At 37.1% G+C, this 20,060-nt stretch carries 16 protein-coding genes; 8 read left to right on the top strand and 8 right to left on the bottom strand.

Annotated elements, in window-relative coordinates; all coding sequences use genetic code 11:
* Nucleotides 1-554: 554 nt before the first annotated feature.
* Complete coding sequence (gene ytaF / locus JNUCC74_RS05635) at nt 555-1,172, top strand: sporulation membrane protein YtaF (protein WP_077319914.1); 618 nt, start codon at nt 555-557, stop codon at nt 1,170-1,172.
* A gap of 209 nt (nt 1,173-1,381) precedes the next feature.
* Here the strand turns inward: ytaF and JNUCC74_RS05630 are convergent, their stop codons facing one another.
* Nucleotides 1,382-2,173, bottom strand: a complete 792-nt coding sequence (locus JNUCC74_RS05630) for an SDR family oxidoreductase (protein ID WP_077319913.1) — start codon at nt 2,171-2,173, stop codon at nt 1,382-1,384.
* Between the two features lie 990 nt (nt 2,174-3,163).
* Between JNUCC74_RS05630 and JNUCC74_RS05625 the strand changes: the two genes are divergently transcribed.
* On the top strand, nt 3,164-4,018 hold the full coding sequence (locus tag JNUCC74_RS05625) for a CvfB family protein (RefSeq protein WP_454067253.1): 855 nt from the start codon (nt 3,164-3,166) through the stop codon (nt 4,016-4,018).
* Between the two features lie 93 nt (nt 4,019-4,111).
* On the opposite strand, the gene JNUCC74_RS05620 is transcribed toward JNUCC74_RS05625, so the two are convergent.
* A complete protein-coding gene (locus tag JNUCC74_RS05620) occupies nt 4,112-4,396 on the bottom strand; it encodes a hypothetical protein (protein WP_077319911.1) in 285 nt (94 codons plus the stop codon).
* 629 nt (nt 4,397-5,025) lie between these two features.
* Here JNUCC74_RS05620 and JNUCC74_RS05615 point away from each other — a divergent pair.
* Together JNUCC74_RS05615 and JNUCC74_RS05610 are read left to right on the top strand one after the other, a co-directional pair.
* Nucleotides 5,026-6,720, top strand: a complete 1,695-nt coding sequence (locus JNUCC74_RS05615) for a M3 family oligoendopeptidase (RefSeq protein WP_245799786.1) — start codon at nt 5,026-5,028, stop codon at nt 6,718-6,720.
* A 331-nt stretch (nt 6,721-7,051) separates the two neighbouring features.
* Nucleotides 7,052-7,840 carry an HAD family hydrolase gene (locus tag JNUCC74_RS05610; protein ID WP_077319909.1) on the top strand — a complete coding sequence of 263 codons (789 nt, stop codon included), beginning with the start codon at nt 7,052-7,054 and terminating at the stop codon, nt 7,838-7,840.
* A gap of 93 nt (nt 7,841-7,933) precedes the next feature.
* On the opposite strand, the gene JNUCC74_RS05605 is transcribed toward JNUCC74_RS05610, so the two are convergent.
* From JNUCC74_RS05605 to JNUCC74_RS05595, 3 genes are read right to left on the bottom strand one after another with little or no spacing between them, the layout of a single operon-like run.
* Nucleotides 7,934-8,461 (bottom strand): chromate transporter, encoded by a 528-nt coding sequence (locus tag JNUCC74_RS05605; RefSeq protein WP_454067252.1) that lies wholly within the window; start codon nt 8,459-8,461, stop codon nt 7,934-7,936.
* Nucleotides 8,458-9,036: a chromate transporter gene (locus tag JNUCC74_RS05600; RefSeq protein ID WP_454067251.1), complete on the bottom strand. Its 579-nt coding sequence runs from the start codon at nt 9,034-9,036 to the stop codon at nt 8,458-8,460. The genes JNUCC74_RS05605 and JNUCC74_RS05600 overlap by 4 nt, the downstream gene beginning before the upstream one ends.
* 31 nt (nt 9,037-9,067) lie before the next feature.
* Nucleotides 9,068-10,681 carry a gamma-glutamyltransferase family protein gene (locus tag JNUCC74_RS05595; protein WP_454067250.1) on the bottom strand — a complete coding sequence of 538 codons (1,614 nt, stop codon included), beginning with the start codon at nt 10,679-10,681 and terminating at the stop codon, nt 9,068-9,070.
* Nucleotides 10,682-11,825: 1,144 nt separating this feature from the next.
* On the opposite strand from JNUCC74_RS05595, the gene JNUCC74_RS05590 reads away from it, so the two are divergent.
* The 4 genes from JNUCC74_RS05590 (at nt 11,826) to JNUCC74_RS05575 (ending at nt 17,132) form a co-directional block, all read left to right on the top strand.
* Nucleotides 11,826-12,275, top strand: a complete 450-nt coding sequence (locus tag JNUCC74_RS05590) for an Lrp/AsnC family transcriptional regulator (protein ID WP_077319905.1) — start codon at nt 11,826-11,828, stop codon at nt 12,273-12,275.
* Nucleotides 12,276-12,437: 162 nt separating this feature from the next.
* Complete coding sequence (locus tag JNUCC74_RS05585; protein WP_454067249.1) at nt 12,438-14,186, top strand: LytS/YhcK type 5TM receptor domain-containing protein; 1,749 nt, start codon at nt 12,438-12,440, stop codon at nt 14,184-14,186.
* Nucleotides 14,186-14,914: a LytR/AlgR family response regulator transcription factor gene (locus tag JNUCC74_RS05580; RefSeq protein WP_077319903.1), complete on the top strand. Its 729-nt coding sequence runs from the start codon at nt 14,186-14,188 to the stop codon at nt 14,912-14,914. Before JNUCC74_RS05585 ends, JNUCC74_RS05580 begins: the two co-directional genes overlap by 1 nt.
* A 760-nt stretch (nt 14,915-15,674) precedes the next feature.
* Nucleotides 15,675-17,132, top strand: a complete 1,458-nt coding sequence (locus tag JNUCC74_RS05575; protein ID WP_454067248.1) for a carbon starvation CstA family protein — start codon at nt 15,675-15,677, stop codon at nt 17,130-17,132.
* Between the two features lie 904 nt (nt 17,133-18,036).
* Here the strand turns inward: JNUCC74_RS05575 and dhaM are convergent.
* The 3 genes from dhaM to dhaK are packed head-to-tail and all read right to left on the bottom strand — an operon-like array spanning nt 18,037 to nt 20,050.
* Nucleotides 18,037-18,420, bottom strand: a complete 384-nt coding sequence (gene dhaM, locus JNUCC74_RS05570; protein WP_454067247.1) for a dihydroxyacetone kinase phosphoryl donor subunit DhaM — start codon at nt 18,418-18,420, stop codon at nt 18,037-18,039.
* Nucleotides 18,417-19,043, bottom strand: coding sequence for a dihydroxyacetone kinase subunit DhaL (gene dhaL / locus JNUCC74_RS05565; protein ID WP_454067246.1), 627 nt, complete (start codon nt 19,041-19,043; stop codon nt 18,417-18,419). Before dhaL ends, dhaM begins: the two co-directional genes overlap by 4 nt.
* Before the next feature lie 11 nt (nt 19,044-19,054).
* Complete coding sequence (gene dhaK, locus JNUCC74_RS05560) at nt 19,055-20,050, bottom strand: dihydroxyacetone kinase subunit DhaK (protein ID WP_454067245.1); 996 nt, start codon at nt 20,048-20,050, stop codon at nt 19,055-19,057.
* Nucleotides 20,051-20,060: the final 10 nt, after the last annotated feature.

The raw sequence follows: 20,060 nt of genomic DNA, 5'->3' as shown, positions 1-20,060 counted from the left end.
CAACAGCTAGAAGTGCTCAGGATAAACGAACAAATGGCAGATCTTCTGAAGCGATAAGGTGTGAAACTTCATTCCGTAGAACGTTTTTTACACGGAATGTTAGTACCACAAGGGTATGACCTAAAGGCCCTTAAACCAATCGGGCATTTAGATGCCGTTTTTCACATAAATTTACAAATAATAAGCAGATATTTGAAATAAGAACCGGGATAAAGGAAACATCACTAAAACAGGGGGAGGCTGATGCCGATCGGCAAGCCCGCCTTTAAGTCGGCCTTTCTTTCGATTCGAGCCAATGTTTACTTATCATAGGAAGAAGAGCGAAGTTTGCTACAGCTTAAGTACTTAATCTAGATAAAGATACTTTTCAAAAAAGTTATCCATCATGTAGGAACAGATAGATTTTCTTAAACAACAAGATAAACAGTCTAGCAGACAATTAGCTATTGGAATTTTTTATTTTATAGGAAAGCGAATTGTCCATAAGTTGGATACGCACAACAAATGATGAACTACATACAATACTTTAGAACAAACGCAAAGGAATTGGTGCTATGTTTTTTTATACAGGTTTAATTCTTTTAGTGATTGCAGTCAGCTTAGATAGCTTTGGTGTTGGAATTATTTATGGGATGCGGAATATAAGAGTACCTTTAAATGCATTAGTTATCATTATGCTATGTTCGGGGGTTATCGTTTTAGCCTCTATGACGATTGGAAATTTGCTTCTTACCATGCTTACTCCAGATACAGCTAGTCTGCTTGGCGGAAGTATATTAATTATATTGGGTAGCTTTGCATTATATAATAGTCTATCTTCAAGAGCAGCTTCATCAGATAAGGAAAAAAATAATAAGCAAAATATTTTAACTGCTGTTTTAACTACACCGGATAGAGCTGACTTAGACTGTTCTGGAACGATTTCATCTGGTGAAGCTATTTTGCTTGGATCAGCGCTAGCTTTGGATGCATTTGGTGCTGGTATCGGCGCATCTATGCTAGGATATGGACCGATAGTAACTGCTGTATTAATCGCCTGTATGAGTGGTGTGTTCTTATTTTGCGGTTTAACGATTGGGAGATTATTGACAAAGAGTAAGCAATTGCAGCGCATGAAATTCCTCCCTCCAGTTTTACTGATCTTACTTGGGGTTGCCAGTTTATTACACTAGTTACTGTGCAATAACGGTAATCGATAAGGTTAAGAAACAAAACACATGGCGCTTTGAGCACATACTGGCAAACGGTAAACAAGGCTGTCCATAGGAGCGGATATTGTTTCTTAAACATGTAAACAAAAATGAAAGAACCTTCTTCGATAAAAAGGTTCTTTCATTTTTTCTGCTTATGATTTCTATACCATTTACACAGGTTCCTAATTTTAAAGTGCCTTAACAAGTCCACCATCCACTATTAAAGGTTGACCTGTAATATACGTATTTGCTCCTGAAGCTAAAAATACGACAGCTTTGGCAAATTCCTCTGGCTTGCCGTAGCGTTTCATTGGAATTTGTTGTTCTGCTTTAGCCATTACTTCCTCTGTTAACATGTTTAGTTTTTCTGCCCTTTTCTTATTTAAATCTAAAATTCGTTCCGTCTTAATAGAACCCGGTCCGACCGTATTAATTAAAATATTAGCTTCACTTAATTCTTGCGCTAATGTTTTGGAAAGTCCAACAATTCCAGGACGAATTGTGTTCGATAGTACTAAATTATCAAGAGCATGCTTGATGGAAGAGGAAGCAATATTGACAATGCGTCCGCTTTGCTGCTGCTTCATATGAGGAACAGCCTCTCGAATCGTTCTTACAAAACTAAGAAGATTTAATTCAAAGGCATGATACCAGTCTGCATCATCCATTTCAAGAAAGCTTCCAGCCGGCGGTCCCCCTGCGTTATTAATGAGGACATCAATCGTTCTACGTTGTGAAACAATGGTAGCAATCATCTGTTTAATTGCATGTGCATCCTTCATATCACAAACAATATATTCCACATTCGGATTGCCAGTCTCTTGTTTAATATCTTCTACTGTATGTTGTAAGTTAGTTTCACTGCGACTACTAATAAATACAGCGGCTCCCTCTTTCGCAAATTCCATCGCGATTGCTCTGCCTAATCCTTTACTACCTGCAGTGACAAGGACTGTCTTATCATTTAATTGCATATCCATCCAATCACTCCTTTATAATCTTGCCTACTAAAAGCACGCAATTCCTTACTAGAGCGTGTTTAAAAAGGGGATAAAAAAGATGAACGGCTATCTCAACACTTAGAACTTAAAAATTCTTATACGTTCTAACGTACGAAGAAATTCGCTGTGTCATTATTAACATGGTTTTTGAACAATCTCTAAAAGGAAAAGCACTAATGATATCCTTTTTATTATAACGAAAACATCTGAATTTAGCTCTTTACCATACTTAAAACAAAGAAATAATCCAACCGATGACAACAATTAAACCGATTATCATTAGAATTGTACGTATCATCATAATCTCCTTTTTTAAAAATTTCGTATTACTAAAATACCCATAGAATCCTAACCGTAAACTTCAAAGGCGTGTACCGACCCCTTCATGTTGATCATAACTTCTATTGGATATAAATAGTTAACAACGGTATTTGACAAATCGGTGATAATATGAGAGTATATGGAAGCTAACAAGCCGAAGTAATCATGAAGTAATCTGGCATTCTACCATGTTTTTAAAGATGCTTATTCACACTGGCGCGACTTCGGGGTCGCAAGGACGTAAAAGCAGGTTGGGTTTACGTTGCTTAAGTTAGAAAACATCCAGTGGAACATATACCGCGGTTAAGTGAAATTCTCACGATAATCAGTGTTATCGTAAATGATTATACATGCTGCATATGAAAATAAGAAAGAAGAATTTCTCATTCGAAGTTATTCGAACGTATAAATAAAGTGAAACTTCATTTAGTAGGAGATGGAAGAAAACTCCTACTGAATGTTAGTTGAACGAATCGGGCATTTAGGTGCCGTTTTCTCCTACTTAGACCTTTTGTATGAAACTCAAGATCTTAAGTGGGAGTCTTACGGCACCTTACATGCGGGATAAAAACTTATGTTACTTTGAAATCAAAGGGGGACTCTAAAGATGAGTGCCCCTTTTCCAATATAAAGAAAGAAGGGAATTAAATGAAACATTTAACAGGAACCATCCAATCCTTGACGGTTGATCGAATCATCGATACTGGATATGTACTAACATTTGAAACCAATGAGGTTCTATTGCACCATCAAGAAGCAGATCAAGAGCTGCAACCCAATCAAGAAGTAAGCGTGTTTTTATATTTAGATAAAAAAGGAAAAACCGTTGCAACCACAAAACTTCCCCATGTGCAGATGGATGTATATGGCTGGAGTATTGTAAAACAGGTAACTCCAAATCTTGGTGTGTTTGTAGATATCGGAACAACAAAAGAGATACTTGTATCTAAGGATGATCTACCCCTATATGAGAAAGTGTGGCCACAAACGGACGATAAACTTTTTGTCACACTCGGAAGGGACCGAAAAGGCAGATTGCTTGCAATTCCTGCAACAGAACAAGTGATATTTAGCAGAATAGAACCAGCACCTGAGAGTTTATTAAACGCCTCTATTTCCGGTACCGTTTATCGAACGAATAGAGAAGGTTCTGCCATCATTACTCCAGAGCATTATCGTGGTTTTATTCATTATACAGAACGAAAAAAAGAACCGCGTTTAGGAGAATATATACAAGGAAGAGTCATTGATGTTAAGGATGATGGTACACTAAACGTTTCCTTGCGCCCATTGAAAAGAGAAAGCATACAAGAAGACGCAGACCAAATTCTCGAACACTTAAAAGCAAATGACGGTGTGATGCCGTTTGATGATAAAAGTGACCCTGAAGATATTCGAGCAACCTTTCACATAAGTAAAGCCGCCTTCAAGCGGGCAATAGGAAGATTAATGAAGGAAGGGAAAGTTGAACAGCATAATGGGTATACCCATTTATGCAACTAATGTGCTTTTCTAAAGTACAAAAAACACTATTCACAATAAAGAAACGGATATATTTCCTAATGAAAAAAAAGCGGGTTATCCGCTTTTTTTTCATTATACCCTTGCATGTGCATAAGTGTCTGTTAACGCTGTTATAATGAGGCCAATCGCTGCAGAAAATAATGATGCAATGCCCCATCCCCCTAAACCAGCGCCCATGATTTCAATTTTACCGAATGCAGCAGCTATTGTTAAGAATACTAATCCTGCAAGCCCTACCAAAATACCAGGATAGTAGCCCACATAGCTTTCCTTTGGTGTAGCTTTTAGCAAAATTAAGCTTACTACAATAACTGCAACTACAAGTATTGCACCAATTGTAAGCACCGATTGTAACATATTATTCACCCCATACATAAGTATATGCTTAATATAGTCTACAATTGAAATGAACGAAAGTCAATAAACCTAGCCTTTTTTTCAAAAGTGATTTCACCTAATTTGTAGCAGCACATGGCGATCTTTCAAGACCGTAGCGATTTTATTCTCTTTTTCAAAATACCTACTATTAAATACTGCTTATCTTTTTACTTTTTATTACATGGTAATTTTATATTCTACTAGAATAACTAATGAATTTTGAAAAATAAACAGGATTTTAAGTTTCGTATGTCGAATTAAATAAAGTAAATCAGTGGGTTTTTCTTTTATCCCCACTGAACTATTAGAAACAACAGATTCAGACATTTGACTTGCAGTTGGATTCTCCCCCTTATCTTCCTAGGGATTACCTCGTAGCATTAAAGTGGGAAGTGGAAGTCTTACTGCCAGTTATATGCGAGATAAAACATGCACTTAAAAATCCGTTTATGAATGTCATTGAAACAACATCTGTCACCTAGATGCAAAGTAAATTAAAACACCTATCATGGATAGATTTTTTTACATTTTCCATAACAGCTACTATAACGCTATTAAAATGTGCATGTTCCGCCCGTTCATGCGGGATTCAAACAAGGAGGGATACCGTGGCAACAACTTTTGAACAATATATATACAAACGACCAAATCTAGCTAAAGAAAAGGAACAGTTTACTCATCTGTTAAACGCACTTATTGAAGCTTCAACTATCTATGAAGCAAATAAAGCTATCCAAGCTATTAACCAATTTAGAAACAGATTATCCACATTATTTAATTTAGTCTTTATTCGCTCATCTATTGATACAAATGATGAGTTTTATCAGAATGAACGTGATTTCTTTGATCATGCTGAACCGGAAATAAAGGAACTGGATGTTACATTTTATAAAGAGCTCATTCAATCCCCATTTAGAAAAGAGCTTGAGCAACAATGGGGTTCTCAGTTATTTCACATCGCAGAATGCAGTGTAAGAACCTTTTCACCAGAAATAATTCCCTTGCTGCAAACAGAAAATAAGCTAACTTCTTCGTACGCAAAGCTAGTAGCTTCAGCCGAAGTAGAGTTTCAAGGGAAAACATATACCCTTGCTCAGTTAGGTCCCTTTACCGAAGATAAAAACCGGAATATCCGAAAAAAAGCTGTTCAAGTAAGAGCCGATTTCTTTGCCGAAAACAAAGCACAATTTGATGAGATCTATGACCAGCTCGTCAACGTTAGACATAAAATCGCAAAGAAGCTTGGATTTCGTAATTTTACCGAAGTTGGTTATCTTCGTATGCAACGCATTGATTACAATCCTGAAATGGTAGCTGTTTTTCGCAAGCAAGTGCGTGATGTTATCGTTCCGTTAGCTTCGAAACTTTATGAGAAACACGCTCAACGTATCCATGTAGATACATTGAAATATTATGACGAAATGTTTAAGTATCCAGATGGTAATCCGACTCCTAGAGGAAATGCAGATTGGATCATTCATAATGGCAAGAAAATGTATGCAGAACTTTCACCTGAGACCAATGAATTCTTTCATTTTATGCTGGAGCGTAACTTAATGGATCTGGAAGCAAAAAAGGGAAAAGAGGCAGGAGGCTACTGTACTTTTATAGAAGATTACCAATCACCGTTTATTTTTGCTAACTTTAATGGAACATCTAGTGATATTGACGTTCTGACACACGAAGCAGGTCATGCGTTCCAAACATACTGTAGTAGAACCATTGGAATTCCTGAGTATACTTTTCCTACCTTAGAAGCAGCAGAAATACATTCCATGAGTATGGAGTTCTTTACTTGGCCATGGATGAAGCTTTTCTTTGAAGAAGAAACTGAAAAATATCAATACGCACACATAACCGGTGGCTTATTGTTTATTCCTTATGGTGTAGCGGTTGATGAATTCCAACATTTAGTATATGCTCATCCAGAATGGTCACCGGATGAACGGAATAAGGCATGGAAACAATTGGAGGCAATCTACCTTCCGCATCGCGACTATGACGGAAATGACTATTTTTCATCTGGACGTTTTTGGCAAAAGCAAGGGCATATCTATGAGGACCCTTTTTATTATATTGACTATACATTAGCCCAACTATGCGCATTTCAGTTTTGGAAACGCTCAAGAGAAGATTTTCAAACTGCCTGGCAAGACTATGTAAAACTATGTAAGCTGGGAGGTTCTAAGTCTTTTTTAGAACTGGTAAAAGCTGCTAATTTGTCCTCACCTTTTCTTGAAGAAACCGTGGAGTCTGTTGTTCAATCCATTAAAAATTGGCTAATTAAGCACAATGATTTGTAATTTAGAACTTTATGTTTGTAGATAAACAAAATAAAGTTTATACTCGTCCATCTAATACTAGTGATTAAAATTATTTCCTTTTTAAAAAACATCCTCTTCCTATTTAAACTATACAGCCAAGTTTATTCAAACTTGGCTGTATTTTTTTACACTATAAGAAAAACGGTAGCTTTCGCCATAAAGACTTGGCAGCCAAGTCTTTCTAAATGAATGTAAATTATTCTTAAGAATGTTTTATATGCTATGACCGTAAAATTAGTTGACAAATACTAGAATCGTTTCATAATAGAGACGACAAACACTTCATCAAATAAAGGAGAAATCAAAGTCCATGACATATAAAACACTATTCCTCGATATTGACGGCACGATTTTAACACCAGATCATACGTACACTTCCTCTACAAAAGAGGCAATAGGACAAGTACAAGAACAAGGTATGCTTGTATTTATTTGCACCGGAAGGCCACTTCATGAAGTGAAAGAACTGGGAGAAGAACTAGGTGTAGAAGGCTATATTGGTTATAATGGAGCGTATGCCATCTATGAAGATAATATTCTTGTAGATGAACCAATAAATCAAAGCACCTTTGAGCAATTTTTGGCAGTCGCTAAAAAAAATAATCATGAAATTGTTTGCTATACAAGTGATAAAAATTATTTTACCTCATTAACGAACCCAGTTATGAAGAACTTTTCTGAAGTATTCCAGTTAAAAAATAATCGCATGTTAACACAAGATGTGCATAGTCAAATCCTTAGCTTTTCGCTAATCAATGTCCCTCCTGAACAGGCCAAGGAATATGAAATTTTAAATAACGATTTTTATTTATCTGAAGTGATCGTAAATGGTATTTCCGACTGTTATGATGTTATTCGTAAACGAGTAAATAAAGGAGAGGCAGTAAAAAAAGTGCTTCAGCATATAGGAGGAAAACCAGAACAGGCAATTGCCTTCGGTGATGGAATGAACGATAAAGAAATGCTGCAAGTGGTAGGTGAAGGTTTTGCTATGGGAAATAGTAATCCAGATCTGTTTCCATATGCAAAACACCGAACCACTTCTGTTGATGATTCGGGTATTTACAACGGACTAAAAAAACTAAATTTAGTGAAGTAAATGGTGTAAAATCTATTCCGTGGGTTCTTTATACCCACGGAATAATGGTTATAGAAGCTGTTTAAAAATTGAGTAAAATGATGATCGGAGGGGCTATAACCAAAATCCTCCATAAATAAGTGCACCTCCAATGACAAATGCAGAATGTAACTTCAGTCGTTCCATTAATAGATAACTAAGAAGTGCTAACACCGCTGTTTGCACGAATCCAATACTTACATAAGATTCGTTAAAAAACCGCCAAGCCATCACCCCGAGTAATATTCCAATAACTGGTCTGATGAACAACGTCATTCGCTTAACTTTTGGGGAGTCTTTATATTTATATAAGATGTTTAGTAAAATAATAATAAGTAATAGTGACGGTGCAACTGTGGCAAAGACTGCTACAGCAGCACCTAATACTCCCCCCACCTCAAATCCGATATAGCCTGCCATTTTTGTAGCGATCGGACCAGGCAGTGCATTCCCTAGTGCAAGAACTTCACTAAACTCTTGTACATTCATCCATCCATAACGGGAGACAACTTCATTTTCCACAAGTGGAATCGAAGCTGGGCCGCCGCCATAACCTAAAATGCCCGGAATAAAAAATGCAAGAAATATTTCCCAATAAATCATAAGGTATCACCTTCTTTGCCGGCTGCCCCTTCTTTTCGATTTCGATCCTTTTTTAACAGGGCAGCTATTAATAATCCTCCTATGATTATAGCTGGATGCACATGCAATATTTCTAACAGAATAAAGACGGCAACTAGCATCACACTGGTTACCACCCAACCAAGTCCGTTTCCAGCTTTTTGAATAAATTGCCAAGTTAATACAAGAAGCATAACTCCCACAACCGGAATTACAGCTGCTGTCATCCCTTGAACCCAATCAAATCCTTTAATAGAAGATAAAGAAGACAGTAAGACAATCATCAATATAATGGTTGGTAAGATCGATGCCAAAACAGCATTCATCATTCCCCAAAATCCAGAAACGCGATAACCAATATAACCTGCTAGTTTTGTCGCAATTGGTCCCGGCAACGTATTCCCTAACGCCAATAAATCTCCGAATTCTTCAGCGTCCATCCATTTATATTTGTCAACTACTTCTTTATGAATTAATGGAATCGAGCTGGGGCCACCCCCATAGCCGAGTATCCCTACACGGAAAAAAGCGATAAAAATATTCCAATGTGTTTTCATAACTCACATACCTTTTGTTAAATCATTCAGTTTACCAAGCAGCAATTGTTCCATCAGTACGAGATTCTGTGCCGCCAACCAGCACCCCTGTCTCCGCATTTCGCCAAATAATTTGCCCTCTGCCAAAGCTATTCGATTCCAGCTGAATTTTCACATCATGTCCCTTTTCGGCTAATTGCATAGCTATGTGAGGAGGGAATCGCTGTTCTACTTCCACCTGTTTATCTTTTAGCCATTGCCAACGAGGTGCGTCCAATGCTGCTTGAGGGTTTAATTGAAAATCAAGCGTATTCATTACTACCTGTACATGTCCCTGTGGCTGCATAAATCCTCCCATTACGCCGAAAGGTCCGAGGGGTTGATTCCCCTTTGATATAAAGCCTGGAATAATCGTGTGGTATGTACGTTTATCACCACGAAGTGCATTTACATGATTTTCATCCATCGAAAAATTATGACCGCGATTTTGCAAAGCTATTCCAGTACCAGGTACAACCAACCCAGAGCCAAAGTCCATATAATTACTTTGGATAAAAGATACCATATTTCCTTCATGATCTGCCGTCGCTAAGTACACGGTACCGCTAAGAACTGGTTCTCCTGCTTCAGGCTGTAATGCTTTATCTTGAATAAGCGATCTGCGTAATTCGCCATATGTCTCATTTAGTAATTCTTCTACGGAATGTTTCATATACCTGGATTCAGTTACATGTTTTCCACCATCCGCAAACGCAAGCTTGATTGCCTCAATCTGCTTATGGTAAGTATCAACAGATTCCTTCTCCATAAACTTAAATCCACGCAAAATATTTAGAGCTTGAAGTGCAACAATGCCTTGCCCATTGGGTGGTATTTCCCAAATATCAAATCCTCGATAGTTCACTTTTATTGGCTCTACCCAATCTGGCTTATAATTAGCCAAATCTTCACCACTTAAAAACCCACCATTATCTTTAGAAAATTGAACAATTCGTTCAGCTATTTCTCCACGATAAAAGGATTCTGCATAGGTATCGGCAATTTCCTTTAAGGTTTTTGCATGATCCGGTGAATTCCATATTTCTCCCGGTTCCGGTGCACGATTATTAGGAGCAAACGTTGTAAACCATGCGTTAAACAGTTCATCTGTTAATTCATGTTTATATGCTTCAAACGCTTTTTTCCAAAATCTACTCAAAATTGGTGAAACTGGATACCCTTCCCATGCATACTGAATAGCAGGCTCCAAAACAACAGACAGTGGCAATTTACCAAAACGTTTAGACAACTCAGCCCACGCACCTGGAGCACCGGGTACAGTTACTGGAATCCAGCCATGTTTTGGAATTTTATCATAACCGGCTTCCTTGATTGCCTCAATAGATATCGACTTTGGAGATTTACCACTGGCATTTAATCCATGCAGTTTGTCTTGTGTCCACACTAATGCAAATGCATCTCCACCGATACCGTTAGAGGTTGGTTCTACGACTGTCAAACACGCTGCAGTAGCAATAGCTGCATCAATAGCATTTCCTCCCTTTTTTAATATTTCCAATCCCGCTTGTGAAGCTAGTGGCTGGGAGGTTGCCACCATTCCATTTCTGGCATAAGTAACCTGTCGAGTTGTTGTATATGGCTGTGTTTGACTAAATAAGAATTGCATGTTTCTAAATGTCCCCCTTTGCATCGTTAAATTTTTTTAAGCGAATGTAAAAAAGTACGGTAAAATGACATATCGTACGTTGGCAAATTTAACACTGAAAATGAAGATAAAGTGAAACGTCAATCGGGGGTTTCCTTTCATCCCTCACTGATTGTTAGTACCGCAAGGGTATGACTGACGGTTGTATCGGGGATTTAGGCGCCACTTAGACTTTTTGTATCGTCCTCAGCTCTTGAAGTGGGAGTCTTACGGCCACCTTACATTCGAGATAAAGCATCAAAATTTTTCATGGTCAACGTATAAGTGCACTAAGCATAACTATATCTTTTTTCAGTCAACTTATAGTGTATATTATCAAACAACTCTAAATTTGTAAATAACGCCACAAACATAAATAAATAAAATAACAAATAACACCTTCTTATATAAAATATTTAATTAGTTTCACCTTCTTTTTGTAATTTCTTATTCAATATAGGCAACTGTTATGTAAAAATTTTAAAATACCGCTTTTATATAGAACGATAACACTTTCTCTTTCGTGTTTCTCAAAACTTGAAATAAAACCGTTCACCAACCAATAACTTCTTCAAGGCGTAATGAGGAAGTAAAAAAATAGCAGTTAAAACTATTCAATATGAAAGTGAAACTTCATTTAGTTAGGCTTTCCTCCATTCCCGTACTGAATACTAGTATCACAAAGGTATGACCTAAAGCGCTTTGAACGAATCGACATGTTGGTGCCGTTATCTCCCACTCAGACTCCGTCTCTCAAGAGTGAGAGTCTTACGAAACGGATAAAAATGAAATCACCTAAGTATATGAGCACTAATCAAGTTGCTTTATACGTTTTAAAATGAATAATAATGTAGCACAGAAACGAAGGAAACCGGAATATTTTTTTACCTATAAATTTAAATACAATTAGGACTTATGTGCACTAAGGTTAAGCCTGACTATGTTTTCTTCACATATAAATTCTGGTAAACTAAAACGTAGCTGAGAAGGTCATATTTTATTTCTTCACTTCTCAGAATGCCGTGTCAACCAATCAGAATCCATTTAGAAGGTCTATACCATTATGCTAGAAGTGAGCATTATACAGCCGCCTTAGATACATAATAAACAATAAGGAGCTCAAAACATGAAATTGGATAATATAGATAAACAATTACTAGCAGAATTATCTGAAGATGGGAGACTATCATATGTAGAGCTAGCAGAAAGGGTTGGGCTATCTCGAGTAGCCGTAAAGGATCGAATTCAAAATTTAAAGGATAAAGGCGTGATTGAGAAGTTTACCGTTGTGATTAACTCTGAAAAATTTGGCAAACAAGTCTCTGCTTTTTTTGAAGTAGATGTTGAACCAATGCAGCTTCAAGAAGTTGCGCAAAATTTAGCAAATAATCCTCAAGTAGCGAGCATTTATCAAATGACTGGACCGAGTACATTACATATGCATGTACTTGTAGAAGACTTTCAAAAATTAGAAGCCTTTATTAATAAAGAACTATATTCCGTTAGTGGCATTACGCGGGTAGAAAGTTCAATTATTCTAAAACGTTTTAAAAGCCGGACAAGTTTTAAACTATAAGCTTACAACTTCTCTTTGTTATGATCATCAAAATTTTTAATGGAGTGCTATGCTTCAAGAATAGTGCCTGTTTACCATGTTATATTCAGGTAAAGTTTCCTATGCTGAATTGTGAATTCAATAACATTACCAAGCAAATCGGATGGAAAAGAGGTTATACTTATGTTTGATCTTTTGGTTTTGATGCTAGAAAGACTCGGTATCATTGTTATGCTCGCCTTTTTATTAACAAGATTTCGGTTCTTTCGTAATTTGATGTCCCCACGTACATTAAGCCACAGTCAACAATATAAGGCCATGCTATTCTTTGGTTTGTTTGGGATTATTGGAACGTATACTGGACTTATTTTTAATTCAGCAACTTCGGATATTGAGCGTTGGCGAATAGGAATTGAACCAGATGAAGCAATTGCTAATTTTAGAGTCATTGGTGTAGTAGTGGCGGGACTACTTGGTGGTTATAAAATCGGATTCGGTGCGGGAGTTATTGCAGGCGTCCATCGTTTTATGCTCGGTGGCTATACCGCATTAAGTTGTGGACTTGCAACGATCATTGCCGGCGTTTTTTCAGGTTATTTCCATAAAAAACAAAGCTATAATTCCTTGCCAAAAGTATTTACAATCACGGCCTCAGCTGAAATTATACAGATGCTACTTATTCTTTTATTATCAAGACCGATTGAAAAAAACATTCCACTTGTAGAAGTAATTGGACTTCCAATGGTGCTTGCAAACGGACTTGGTGGAGCTTTATTTATACTGATCATTCAAATGGTTGCCAATGAAAAGGATAGAATAAGCGCACACCAAGCTCAGTTGACGTTACGTATCGCAGATATGACATTAGCGCATTTGCGAAAGGGGTTGGACTATCATACAGCTCAAGCTGTTTGTAACATTTTATATCGAGAGATGAATGCAATTGCCGTTTCGATGACAGATGATAAAGAAATTCTTGCTCACGTTGGCTTAGGAGATGACCATCACACACAAGCTAGCAGTATCCAAACCCAAGTTACTCGTGACACGATTCAATCAGGAGAGCTTACCGTTGCAGCTTTAGAACAGATCCATTGCAGCCATGAAGATTGTCCGCTTAAAGCTGTAGTTATCGCTCCGTTAAAGCAAGGCGAAAAAACAATCGGTACACTCAAATTTTATTATCATTCTAAAAATGAGATTAACACGGTGGTTAAGGAAATGATGTCAGGTCTTGCAAAGCTGTTGAGCAATCAACTTGAAATTGCTCGAGCTGAACAGGCGTTACAATTAGCAAGAGAATCTGAAATTAATGCATTGCAAGCACAAATTAGACCACATTTTCTATTTAACACATTAAATACGATTACATCACTTATTCGAATCGATCCAATGAAAGCACGCAAATTACTCGTATCGTTATCCAATTTTTTGCGAAATAACTTAACCGTAACCACAGATAAAGAAACTACGATTGAGCAGGAATTAAAACATGTTCAGGCATATTTAGATATTGAATTAACACGATTTTATGATCGCCTTCATGTTGATTACAATATTGACGAAAGCTGTTTACAAGAAACCATTCCTCCATTGATTTTACAGCCAATTGTCGAAAATGCTATGAAGCATGGACTAAGAGATAAAGCAACGAATTGTCATATCGAAATACAAGTGAAAAGGAAACATAAACAGATCCATATTTCTGTTATAGATAATGGAAAAGGAATGGATCCAGCATATGTAAAGCAAATTGGCAACCATGTTATACATTCAAAGTCCGGAACAGGGATGGCGTTATATAATATTAATCGTCGACTGGATATGAAGTTTGGCGAACAAGCAAAGCTGCAAATTCATAGTAATTTAGGCGAAGGGACAGAGGTCAGTTTTATCATACCAGCAAAAGAGCGTGAAACGGAGGAAAAATAATGCGAGCGGTTATACGTACGATAGTTGTTGATGATGAAAAATTAAACCGTGAAGAGCTAATCTATTTACTAGGGTCCTATCCATCTATTCAAGTTATCGGGGAAGCAAACTCAGGTGAATCCTGTATTATGGAGGCAATGAAAAAAAAGCCTGACCTTGTATTCTTAGATGTAGAAATGCCGGGGATGGATGGTATGGAAGCGGCTGAATCTTTAATGGAACTTAAAAAACCACCATTATTAGTTTTTGCTACCGCATATCCGCAATTTGCCGTACAAGCTTTTCGCTATGAAGCAGTTGATTATTTATTAAAACCATATGATGAAAATCAACTTGCTCAGACAATTACGCGTATTGAAAAAATAGTGCTCGGTAAAGCGAAAATAGAACAGGAAACGGCAAATAAACTAGGTATTGAAAATGAAGATGGTGTAGTATACCTTGAACCAAATGATATATTATATATTCAAAGCGAAGAGAAACAAGTAAAAATTATAACTGCTTCTAAAACATTTTTTACTAAAAAAACATTAAAAGATTTAGAATCGAAATTGATCCCGTTTGGTTTTTTTCGTATTCATAAAAGCTATCTCATTAATTTGAATCATGTCAGTCAAATAACACCTTGGTTTAACGGTGCTTATAATTTAAAAATACAAGGAAGCGAAAAGCTTCTCCCGGTTAGTCGTAATTATGTGAAAGGTTTACGCGAACGCTTGGAACTTTAATTATTAGCTAAAACTAAAGTACAGTCATGTCATTACAGGAGTTGTTCCATATATTGATGTATTGGACGACTCTTTCTAGTCATGTATAGAGCACCGATGGTAAAGGTATATTTTCGAAAAACTTGGCTTATCGTAAAGTCTTAGCGAAAGCTGTCGTTTTTCTTATACGATAAAGTGAAACTTCATTCCGTAAGAGTTTGCTTCCCTCTCCTACTGAAGGTTAGTACCATATTAGTACTTTTTTCTTATAATGACGTTCCCTGTTCTTCAACCAGATTCTTGTTTTTGGACTTCTGGTTTTGAGTGCTCTAGCCACTACCTTACTTTCGCTAGTTAGGAGGTTATTCTTTTACTTCGTATCTCTTACACGAATTTAGGAATTTTTCTAAAGCTTCTTCACTTTAGATAGGACTACTATTAAATTTATTACTTTTTTTACTCCTATCCTATAATCTTTCCCTCCATCAAAGTTTGCCCTTTTCTTCATCAGCTTGAAAATTATTTGCTTTATCGGGTTCCGATCCATAGTTAGATAATGTATCCATTTACAATTAAGTTTTATCTAATTTTGCTAACTCCGCCATTCTGTAAATTTCCTCAACCAACTCGAAAAACTCCCTACCGTATTTGATATCTTTTCATCCTCACTTTTTTGCATGTTAGTTCCTAAAAAAGACATCTTATCTAAAATCTCTCTTTTTAAAACGTCTTCATATTACATTAAATATGTAAACGAATTCATATGGAGGGGAGTGTTTATATGTTTACATTTATAGGAGGTATCATATTATTAATTGTAGGTTATTTCACATATGGTAAGTTTATTGAAAAAGTTTTTGGAGTAAAACCTGATCGTCCTACTCCCGCTATAACAAAGCAAGATGGCGTTGACTATCTTCCATTGCCTAGACGGAAAAATGCGATGATTGAATTAATCAGTATTGCGGGAGTCGGACCCATATTCGGTCCAATAATGGGGGCATTGTATGGACCTGTAGCCTTTCTTTGGATTGTCCTCGGTTGCATTTTTGCAGGAGCCGTTCATGATTACTTGACCGGTATGATTTCTATCCGTAATGGAGGAGCACATCTTCCACAACTCGCTGGTAAGTTTTTAGGAAAATATATGAAGCATTTAGTTAATCTGTTTTCAGTAATCTTATTATTATTAGTTGGTACTGTTTTTGTTAGTTCATCCGCGAGTTTAATTTTTGATTTATTTAACGGTTCTATTGCATTAGTAACTCTTACTATTATCATTTTTGGATATTATATTTTATCAACGATGTTGCCTATAGATAAAATCATTGGTAAACTTTTTCCAATTTTCGGTATCTTTTTGCTTGTTGGTACACTTTCATTAGGAATCAGTCTTGTCATTAATCAAGCTCCTATTCCTGAAATTTCCATAACAAATATGCATCCAGAGAATACTCCAGTATTTCCACTATTATTTTTAGTTATTTCCTGTGGTGCTTTATCTGGCTTCCATGCAACACAATCACCGATTATTGCCAGAACAACTAAAAATGAAAAAGAAGCACGAAGCGTTTTCTATGGCATGATGATTGTAGAGGGAATTATTGCTATGGTTTGGGCTGCAGCAGCAATGAGTTTATTTGGCAAAACGGTGACGTTAAATGAATTGATTCAAACGATTGGAACAGGAGGAATTGTAAGCGAAGTTGGTACAATGATGCTTGGATCTATCTTGGGTACTGTTCTCGTTATGTCCGTTATCTTTCTTCCACTCTCATCAGGAGATACAGCATTCCGCAGTGCTCGTATGATTATAGCTGATTATTTTAATATGTCCCAAAGTAAAATAGCTAAGCGCTTAATTATTGCTCTACCATTATTTACGATTTCCGTTATCTTAACCAATATGGATTTCACATTACTTTGGCGATATTTCTCTTGGGCAAATCAATCCCTAGCAGTAATTGCATTATGGGTAGCTTCCATGTACCTGTTTATTGCTAAAAAGAATTATTGGATCGCCATGCTCCCAGGTATTTTTATGACCTATGTAACGACAGCATATATCCTTCATGCGGAAATTGGCTTTCGAATACCGATGAATATAACCTATATTCTTAGTGCTGTTATAACTATAGGAATTATTGTATTATTTTATAAATATGCACAGCAAAATGCAAAAAATAATATGCAAATTGAAGAAAACATCCCAGTCAATCCAGGAGCCGATGCAGCTTAAAGAGTAAGAGCAATTAACTGTTAGGCACTAACATTGACAGACAGAAAGAGCAATGAAGCTAGATACTACTTGAAAGTGTAGACTCTAGTCAGACTTTCAAGTGTTCTAATTCAACTTCACGTTTCTAGTTCGACTTTCAAGTATTCTGGTTTAACTTCACGGTCTTCCGGTTCGACTTTTGAGCGCTCTGGGTCAATTTCGCAGTGTACTGATCCAACTTTCGAGCGCTCTTTTTCGACTTTGCGGTGTTGTTCGATCTTACTCTTACTTTCTAATTCACAGGTAGCTAAAGCAGCTGTGACCGCTTTGTAACATCCACATTTCTACTGTACGCTTTCACAGCTGCAAGTTTACTACAATTTACATCTTCAGGAACAATAATTGTACGAGCATTCCCAATTGGTTCGCAATGTAGGTAACAGCCTGACCATGGTTGCAGAAGATGCAGCTGATAAACGCTTCTCTCCCTCACTAATAACTGGCTTCACCTTATTGGTAACCACGTAAATTTCAAATGATCCTGTTCGTTGTAAATGCGCTGCGATTAAAAATAATTGATTATGGCATAACGCTGATAATTGAGACTAGAAAATCGGCGTTTTTTAACTACATCACTTATGGTTTCTCTCACCTTTTTCATATCATTAACAGTGATCATTTTCTCAGTATAAAACGAATATTCAAATATATGATTAGAAGGCTATCCTTAGCTTATATGTAACTACCAATAGCTAAGTCTATAAATCAAAACATAGAACAGTGCGCAAAAATGGTTCTTCTACTTTATGGAATTTAGCTTTATATGAGAAGATTTTTGTTTCTCTCATCTATGGAGAAGTGTTTCATTCATTTTATTGTTCAAAAAAGCCCTCCAATCAACAAAATCTAGAGGGCTTCTACGTTGTTATTTTTTCTCAGGAAATGAACGGATAACCGCATCATAGACATCGGTAAGCTGTTTACCCATTCCAGATTCAACTGCCGCCACATACGATCCTTCCACAATTGGCGCTTCCACTAATTTCACATCATCCCGTTCTGCCAATTCTATCGCCATTTCTGCATTCATTTTTGCACTGCCAAGATCATAAAATAACAGTACACCCATACCTTGATTTGCTTGATCAATAGCTGCAGATATTTTTTCAATACTTGTCCCAATTTCGTTTTCATCTGTTCCACCGGCTGTTTCAATTGGTATATCCTTCATTACTTGGCGAATTAATTCTTTTGTTCCTTCTGCAATTTTAGCACTATGGGAAATAAGTACAATGCCTACGTAGCTCACGCTTTGCTGTCTCCTTTCCAAATTTCTGCTAGAGCTTCAAAAATATAATAGCTTGAAGCCGCGCCAGGATCTTGGTGACCTACCGATTTTTCCTTGAAATATGCCGCTCTTCCTTTTGTTGCTTTCATTTCCTTCGTTTTTTCCAACGCCATTTTAGCGGTATCTACCACTTTATCAGCAGTAATGCCCTCTTCTTGTTGAAATAGTTTAGCAATTGGTGCCCACATGTCAATCATCGTTTTTTCGCCTTCTTCTGCTTTTCCACGCTGTTTCAAGCCAGCAACTGCGGCATCTAAAGCACTTGCAAATTGCTTTACATCTAATGTTGCTTCCCCTTTAATAGATGTAGATAATTTTAAAAACGCTGTTCCGAATAAAGGCCCTGAAGCACCACCAACTTTTGCCATTAGTGTCATGGCTACATCTTTCAACAGCTCCGATATATCTTTATAATCTTTACCACTTATTTTAGCCTCTACTTCTTTAAAGCCCCTTGCCATATTAATCCCATGATCGCCATCTCCAATTGGCTGATCGAGGCTAGTTAAATAATCTTTCTTCTCCTGTATTTTAGTATTAGCTAATTGCAACCATTCCATTGTTTTTTTTACATCCAATTGCATCGTAATTCCTCCTAATTTCGAAAAGCAGGTGCACTACATGGGGCATTAAGCAATGTCTTTAGTTCATCATCAAGCTGTAATACCGTTACGGAGCAGCCTGCCATTTCTAATGATGTCATATATTCGCCAACAAACGTTCTATATACGTGTAATCCAGTTTCTTTTAGTATTTGTTGCACTTTTTTATTTACAATATATAGTTCCATTTCCGGTGTAGCACCCAGACCGTTTACCATCACTGCTACTTCCTTACCTTTTGGTATTTCCATATCCGCCAAAATTCGTTCTACTAATTCAGTCGCAATATCATCAGCGGATGCTATTGGCTTTCGTTCAATACCTGGTTCACCATGGATCCCTATTCCAATTTCCATCTCATTTTCTGCTAATTGAAAACTTGGTTTGCCCGCTGCCGGTACGGTTCCAGATGTTAGCGCCATTCCCATGGAACGTACGTTAGCAACTACTTTATCAGCAACTCGCTTTATTTCCTGAAGTGTTGCTCCGCTTTCAGCCATAGCACCGGCTATTTTATGGACAAGTACTGTCCCAGCGATTCCCCTTCTGCCAGTGGTGAACGAACTATCCTCTACGGCAACATCATCATTTACGACAACTTTTTCTACTTCAATACCTTCCGCTTCAGCAAGCTCAGCAGCCATTTCAAAATTAAGAACATCTCCCGTATAATTTTTAATAACTAGAAATACTCCTTTTCCTCCATCTGCTGCTTTTATTCCTTCTAAGACTTGATCTGGTGTTGGGGAAGTAAATACCTCGCCAGCGACAGCAACATCTAGCATCCCTTTACCGACATAACCAGCATGTGCTGGTTCATGACCGCTTCCTCCGCCACTAACTAATCCAACCTTTCCTTGAACGGGTGCATCCTTCCTTGCAATAGCCAATGTCTCAGGGATGAGCTTTAACTGGGACGGATATGCAGCAATTAAGCCTTGTACCATATCCTGAACAACTTCATCTGGTTTATTAATGATTTTTTTCATATTTACATTC

This window comes from Cerasibacillus sp. JNUCC 74, assembly GCF_053667775.1.
This window is presented reverse-complemented; position numbering and strand designations above follow the sequence as displayed.